This is a genomic window from Kamptonema sp. PCC 6506 (genome assembly GCF_000180455.1).
In the GTDB taxonomy this organism is placed as follows: Bacteria; Cyanobacteriota; Cyanobacteriia; order Cyanobacteriales; family Microcoleaceae; genus Kamptonema; species Kamptonema formosum.
The window spans coordinates 1-7480 of the sequence record NZ_CACA01000109.1 but is presented as its reverse complement, the minus strand read 5'-3'; the positions used below and the strand labels follow the sequence as shown (position 1 = coordinate 7480).

The following is a 7480-nucleotide window of genomic DNA, read 5'->3' as shown; positions in this document are numbered from 1 at the left end:
GTAAGTTACTATTAAGAAATTAAGTGCACTCAGACCTCTCTGGATTAGCCCGATCGTTACTGGCTGACCGTTAAATTCCAGACTACTTCCCCATTGTGCTAATAACAAATTCATCCCGACGAAGCAGACTAGCAGAAGTATCGGGCCCCGTGAGATATTCAACGCTACCAGTGGTAAATCGGTTGGTAGTCGGCGTAAAACTACCCGCAGCACTAAGAATAGGAGATATAAACTAACAATGGTAAGTCCCAGTATCCCAAAATTGCTGAGAAATGCTACAGCACTACTTGACATCTGATTGCTCTCCAATTGTAATGGAACTTTAAAACAGTTTTAACTTTCTATATCAGGCTGAGAGGCTATTTGTAACAAAAATTATTGTTGAAACAATCATTATAGTTGTATCATTGATACTTCCCTCAACTCATCTTTTTGTTTGTTGTTAGTTAAAAATCCTAATTTAGGTTTAGCTATCTCTCCTGTTCACCTTCTTCTTGGATTGAGGGTTACTGATTCTAAACTGTTTGTTTGACTACATTAATCGTATTCTTTGAGATTGCAATCACTTGGGTGATTTTAGGCAATTGCGTCGGCTGGCGTTCGATTGTTGGTTTGACTGCATTTGCGTTGTTCGCCATGACTTTCAGCGTTCATACCCTGCCACCAGTTTTTTTACCTTGTTGCGCGATCGCTATGTTCGTTCCCTGAGTCCTGATTACTTGGGAGCAAAGGCTGTGAATCCTCGAACACAGGGAAAGATAAAATATTTATACCATAATAATACCAACATTACCCACTTTTTTATCTACTTAACAAAATTATAATAATTTCGGCAGCTAATTATGAAATTCTTATGTAGTCGGCATTTAGAGAATTGGTATAAGATTAAACCCCTGTAGCAGTAAAAGCGGCCCAATGATAGGGATTAGCAAAAGGGCAAGGTTTGCGATTGCGTGTTTGCTGCAAAGATGCTTCAGCAATCAAGCGTTGTCCTTGGGGTAACTGAGCAAAGATTTGTGTAATTTGACTTTGAAAATCGCTCAGTAAAGTTTCAAATTCCTCGCTAGTTAAATCTCGCAACCATTTCTGAGCAGAATTAAGCGCGATCGCAATATCTCCCACCTGTATTCTCTGAAGCTGACTGAGATTGTCGTAAAACTTGCCGATCAAAAACAATGTCGAAACGTCGCTCACTTTCCAAAGACTACTGACAATACTGGGAGTCCCAGCATACATCAAACCCGCTGTCAAGCTAACACAATCAATAATATTTTTTACCTCCCCAGCGCCAGTTTCACAACCGGAGAGAGTCAGTAATCGACATTGGCGCAAGTCGAGATTAAAAATTTCCTCCAATGTTAGAGAGTCCTTACCAAAAAACAAAGCCGATTGCAAAGGATGTTCAAAATTTAACAAACTCTGACAGGCGAAGTGGATACCAATACTTTGTTGCTGTTGCTCTCTTTGAATGAGGTGGCGATCGCCAACCCCAATTAATTGATAAAGTGCTTCTTTTACGCCAATTCTATCCCCTAAAGTTTCCGTAGTTGGGAAATGCTGACGAATCGCGCTCATTTCCAGATTGCTATAGATCGCATCTTTAGTAAAATTCTGAACAGCAAAGAGTTCTCGCACTGGCGAAGTTCCACGAAGATTACGCCGCCCAATTTGGCTCAGGCGCAACATTTGACAACTTGGAGCATAGCGAATACCTCTCGGAAATCTGTCAATTAAATATTGAGGAGATGAGGAAGATGGGGAGCAGGGGAGCGGGGGGGCGGGGGAGATGGGGAGAGGGAACAGGAAAGATGAAGATTTCCCCTCTGCTCCCCCGCTCCCCATCTCCTCTGCTCCCCTGCCCCTCTGCTCCTCTGCCCCTCTGCTCCAGAGCTCCCCCTCTCCCTCACTTCCCAAAGGCAAAGCATGAATCGGTAGCAGGTGCAAAAATCGGTGTCCGATCGCAATCAAGCGATCGCAATGTTCGGGAATGCGCTCTACAATCCGATCGATTTGTAAAAGTTCTGCTAGGCGGGTCAATCGAGCTGCTAGTTGATTTACCCAACGGCCTTTTTGTTCGGAATAAGCACTCAAATATTCGTCGGCCCAATCTTCCAAAGCTTCTGCATTTTCTGGGGGATAAACCCAAACTAGAGGATGTTCGACTTCAGGGAGGATAATAAAACAAACCAACATTTCCTCTAAGTTTGCCCACTCGACGATCGCGCAATTCCGATCTGGTAATAATTCCTGAATTTGTTCAAAGGCGATCGCCTCCACTTTTTGAGTGCTGCTAAAATACGGGTCAAAAGACACTATCTCGCGGGCAATCAACTCGTCCAACTGATGCCACAATTGAGTGAGGCGGGTAAAGTCCACACTCAGAGGCATTGAGGAATTATTCAAATCCGGTCTTTCTGCCCCTGAACTACCGCGAATATTGACTTCCAGCTTCGCTCCCCCATCGACTCGCTGCTGTTCTGTAGCTATTTCCTGTCGTAGCAAAACCAACTCATCTTGGACGTATTGGGGAAGTTCTGCTTTGGGAGTTAAGGAGTCATGGGCGAGGAGTTCCACCAGACTGCGAGCTTTGTAGCGCTGCGTATATTCTAGGGCTTTGGCGTAGTAATGAGGTTGGTTAGCTCCTAGTTCCAGACAGACTTCCACCAGAGATTTGTAAAGCACAGTCCAGGTTTGAGCTAATTTTTGCAGGGTACTGGCTTCGCGATCGCTCCCCCCTCTGCGCTCTCCGCGTAGGAATTCCACTGTTTCCACAGCCGAGGCAAAAGTGTTGTAAGCTAGCAGCAATTCCCCCTGGGCTTGGTAGGCGAGGCCTTGGTAAAATAAGGTTTTGGCGTGGCTGTGGGGATGAGCTTCTCGCGTGTAGACTTCCAGGGCCTTGTCATAACAACTGACTGCTTTTTTAAGATGTTCAGGTCTGTTACCCAGCATCAACTCGCCAAAGGCTCGACCGAGATATGATTGCAGCATTGCCCAGCGATCGGGAGAGCCCGAACGGGTATAAATTGCACAAGCATTTTGATAACAGACGATCGCACTTTTGAGGTTGCGGGCTTTTTCTCCTTTCTTATGTTCGCTCAAAGCCCGACCTAAATAAGTGTGTAACATTGCCCAGCGATCGGGAGCTTTTGATTTTGAATATACTTGCAAGGCTTTTTGATAGCAGGCGATCGCTGCTTCTATATTTTGGGCTCGATCTCCTTTGAGTCGCTGATTATAAGCTTTGCCCAGATAAGTTTGAATTGTCGCCCAGCGATCGGGAAACTTAGTGCGGCTGTGAACTTGTAAAGCATTGCGATAACAAGCGATCGCCGCTTCCAAATTCTCCGATCGATCTCCTTTAATTCGTTCGCTAAAAACTCGACCTAAATTATGCTGAGTAGTCGCCCACTGTGCCGGTAAGTTCTCGCGAGTCCGCACCTGTAAAGCCTTTTGATAGCACTCTATAGCTTGTTCCAAATTATCAGCGCGACTACCTTGGAGTCTTTCACTATAAGCGTTTGCTAAATTATTTTGTGTTGTCGCCCAACGACGGGGAAAGGACTTACGATTGTAAACTTGCAAGGCGCTTTGATAGCAAGCTATTGCCAATTCTAAATTATCAGTTGGCTCTCCTCTTAAGCGGCGGCTGTAAGCGCGACCGAGATTATTTTGAGTTGTTGCCCACTCCTTGGGGAAAGTATCGCGAGCTCGCACCTGTAAAGCGTTTTGATAGCAGGTAACTGCCAGTTCTAGGTTATCGGCACTAAAACCTTTGATGCGATCGCTGTAAGCATTGCCCAGATTATTTTGTAGCGTTGCCCACTGTTCCGGGTATTCTGCGGGAGTCCTTACTTCTAAAGCATTTTCAAAACAAGCGATCGCTCGTTCCAGATTCAGGGCTCGTTCTCCTTTAATGCGATCGCTATAAGCATTGCCCAGATTATTTTGCAGCGTCGCCCACTGTTCCGGGAACTCCTCGCGGGTAAAAACAGTTGCTACTACTTCATAACCTGCAATTTCAATTTCTAAATTGTTCGCCCTGCTACCCAGGGGGAACCGCCCAATAATAATGCTCAAATTACCGATCTGAGCCGCAATCCGTCTCGCCTGTGCGGGTTCAGCTTCCGGTAAGATTGCAGTTGCCCAACTGTGCAACAGTTGGGCAAAATGGTAATCCAACTTATCTAAATTGGCAGACAGTAATGGATAAACTGCTTGCGGTTCAGAATTGTAGGCTACTGCCTGCAATACTTCCCCCAGAAAAGTGAGATACTGTTCTGGAGTTGCAGCGCCGATAGATGCCATCATCGCTTCTTCCAAAGGAGCAAGCAAATTTTGGAAAAATTTAGCAGCATTAACTAGCCCCTCTTGCGTTAGGGACGGCACTGCCAGGTACAGTGTTTGTACTAACCCGTAGTCGATTAAATCTGAGTCAGCACTCAAAATTAATTCTGTTCCTGTATCGCTAGAAAAGTCCAGTAGCACTCGGAGCATATTAAAGTCAGTTTCGCGGCGTTGTTCGTCCATCGTGACTCGAAGGAAGAAGGAAGAAGGAAGAGGGAAGAAGGAAGAGGGAAGATGTAAACCAGTGGCTAATCCTTACAGCCAATTGCATCATCAACCCTGGAAATTTTAATTCCTTTGCCAGAGGCGTGAGTTGAGGGTAAGATTGCAGATGGGAAAGGATGGCATTGCTCTTGCCTGAAGGCAAGAATAGCAGTGTTACGCCGCTGACCGCGAGACTTAAGGACAAAAGTCATAGTATTATAAGCGATCGCCTGAAAGCCCCGTGACTTCAGTCCGAGGATAAAAAGCATAAACAGGTTTAAACCTGCCTTAAATATTTTCCCTACTTTAGCACTAAACTTAAGGAAACTGTATTACTATTAGAAAGTTAGTAAGTAGAAACTGGAATGCTTGTCTTTCCACTCAAAGTTTATGGAAAACAACAGCAGTTCAACGCGATCGAGCGGACAATTTCTACAGTCTAATTGAGCGGAAATAAGTGCTTATGCTTATGATAGAACGGTGAGAAAAATAAGTGCTTATGCTTATGATAGAACGGTGAGAAAAAAGCGCATAAGACTTGAATAAATATTACGGATATTTGCTAAATCATTCCATTAGAATTAATCTAAGTATCGGGAACATAGCACGGTGCATAATTATATTTAGTATAGTTTAGCGAAAAATAAATCGACTTGCCTCTGGCTACAAGGGTGAATGTAAAATTTGACAGTCAATTTTTGTCAGATTATTGTGAGATAGGCATCCTGCCCATCTCTTGATTTGATTTATAGACAAAACAGCTTATTCCTGAGCTTTATGCCTAAAGGAGGATACTGCAAAAGCGAGAATGTGGCAGTCTCGAAATAAGAGTTAGCGGTAAAAACAATGCCCCAAATCTTATTAGTAGATGATGAACCAGCCCTGCGCGACAGCCTGACCTACACGCTGCAAAAAGAAGGCTATGAAGTGATGACGGCGGCCGATGGATTGAGTGCGATCAAACAATTTCACAAACAAGTACCAGATGTAATTTTACTAGATTTAATGCTGCCAGAAGTGAGCGGCATGGAAGTCTGCTGGCGGATTCGGGCATTTTCAAATGTGCCGATTGTGATGCTGACTGCTAAAGATCAAGATATTGATAAGGTTTGGGGTTTAGAGGCGGGAGCAGATGACTATGTAACAAAACCCTTCAATACTCGCGAACTTGTAGCGCGGATCAAAGCCGTGTTACGCCGCCGTTCTGCGGAGCAGTCTTCAGATAGTAAATAAATAAAATTTTACAGCCTTTCTCTGTGTGCTGAAGTACAAGAACTACCCCCAACCCCCTTAGAAAGGGGGCTGTTTCATTCTCGGTAGGGGCGGTGCCCCCGTGCCCGCCCAGAGTAAGGGGGGTAGGCACGGGGGCACTACCCCTACAAAATCGCGGTTTTTCCGAGAATGAAACAGCCCTGGGGGCTAGGGGGGGTTGCTTTTGTACCTCCTAATAATTGAGAAATGCTATAGGTTTTTTATAAATATAAAATCTATTAACAAATGAAATGGTTGCCCCAAATTAAATTAAATTCTATTCACGCCAAGCTGTTAGCTACCTATTTGCTGCTGACAACTCTAGGCACTTCGTTGATGGCGGGGTACATTCTGTGGTCGTTTTATGATTATTTCATACAGGCGCGACAGACAGATTTGGAAAATTGGACTGCGGCTTTAAGCGAGAGTGTGGCCGATGCTTTGGAGGAGGGCAAAATTGAGCGAGTAGAACTGCTGGTGAAACGCTACGGGGCACCAGAAACCATTACGCTACGGATTTTTGACCCTCAAAGCCACTTGCTGGCCACTTCCGATCCTCGGTTAGACAAACAAGTTACGAGCTGGTACGAGGTAGCTGGGATGAGGGAGGCGTTCCAAAATCGCTCGGCGCGAGGAATTGCAAAAGGGGTGTTGTCAGGAGAGGATCGGCTTTACATTGCTCGACCTGTGGTTCGGAATGGTCAAATGCTGGGTGTGCTGCGGATGTCGATTACTTTGAAACAGTTTCAGCGCCAGTTTGCGAAGGTGATTTGGACGGTTGGGGGGAGTTTGATGCTGACGCTGTTGCTGTGTGCGGTAATTAGCGATCGCTTTGCGCGTAGTCTCTCTAAACCTGTGGAAACAATGCGGAATTTTGCGATTCGCCTGGGTAGCGGTCATTTTGGCGATAAGTTGGCTATCCGTCAAAGCAATGAGTTAGATCAGTTGGCGGCGGAACTTAATCGCATGAGTGAAAGGCTGGCTTCGCTGGATTACGAACGTAGAACTTTTCTGGCAAATGTTTCTCACGAACTCCGCACTCCTATTAGTAATGTGTTGGTGACGGTGGAGGCACTCAGAAGTGGTGCTGTTGATGAGCCGGAGTTGCGCGATCGCTTTTTTCAAAATGTAGAGGATGAAACTAAACGCCTCTCTCGCCTAGTTCGCGATTTGCTGGATTTGGGCCGCTTGGAGGCGGGTGTCACTCAATTAGAACAGCAAAGTTTGGTACTGAGCAGTTTGATTAACCGCGCTGTTGGTGCTGTGAAACCCCGGATGGAAGCGCGAGGTGTGTCTGTGACGGTGGATGTGGCTGATATTATCTTGTTTGGCGATCCAGAGCGGCTGTTGCAGGCAATTTTGAACGTGCTCGATAATGCGATTAAGCATTCCCTACCCGATTCTGAGGTGATGATTTCGGGACGCAAGGAGGGAAAACAAGCTGTTATTAAAGTTGAGGATCAGGGGCCTGGGATTAGTTCTAGCGATTTACCGCGCATTTTTGAGCAGTTCTACACTACAGATCCCTCGCGTTCGGGTAGCGGTACGGGTTTGGGGTTAGCGATCGCTAAGCGGATTGTAGAAGCACACAGCGGTAGCATTACGGCTGAAAGTAGAATTGGTAAGGGGGCAATTTTCACTATTTGCTTACCGCTTTAACCGCTGAAAGCGGTTAGGGGCT

5 protein-coding genes and 1 pseudogene are annotated in these 7480 nt (G+C 45.6%); 3 read left to right on the top strand and 3 right to left on the bottom strand.

The genetic code is table 11. The annotated features are described in order from the left end of the window. Positions 1-294 (bottom strand): annotated as a pseudogene (locus OSCI_RS28270) (mechanosensitive ion channel family protein); the annotation flags it as partial. Positions 295-528: 234 nt separating this feature from the next. Between OSCI_RS28270 and OSCI_RS29690 the strand changes: the two are divergent. Then, positions 529-708: a hypothetical protein gene (locus tag OSCI_RS29690; RefSeq protein ID WP_148288920.1), complete on the top strand. Its 180-nt coding sequence runs from the start codon at positions 529-531 to the stop codon at positions 706-708. 177 nt (positions 709-885) lie between these two features. Here the strand turns inward: OSCI_RS29690 and OSCI_RS06625 are convergent, their stop codons facing one another. Then, positions 886-4527 (bottom strand): CHAT domain-containing protein, encoded by a 3642-nt coding sequence (locus OSCI_RS06625; protein ID WP_007354109.1) that lies wholly within the window; start codon positions 4525-4527, stop codon positions 886-888. A 65-nt stretch (positions 4528-4592) separates the two neighbouring features. Then, positions 4593-4817, bottom strand: a complete 225-nt coding sequence (locus OSCI_RS06620; protein ID WP_007354108.1) for a hypothetical protein — start codon at positions 4815-4817, stop codon at positions 4593-4595. 577 nt (positions 4818-5394) lie between these two features. Between OSCI_RS06620 and OSCI_RS06615 the strand changes: the two genes are divergently transcribed. Further along, a complete protein-coding gene (locus OSCI_RS06615; RefSeq protein WP_007354107.1) occupies positions 5395-5781 on the top strand; it encodes a response regulator transcription factor in 387 nt (128 codons plus the stop codon). A 264-nt stretch (positions 5782-6045) separates the two neighbouring features. Continuing rightward, a complete protein-coding gene (locus tag OSCI_RS06610; protein WP_007354106.1) occupies positions 6046-7458 on the top strand; it encodes a sensor histidine kinase in 1413 nt (470 codons plus the stop codon). Positions 7459-7480 lie beyond the last annotated feature (22 nt).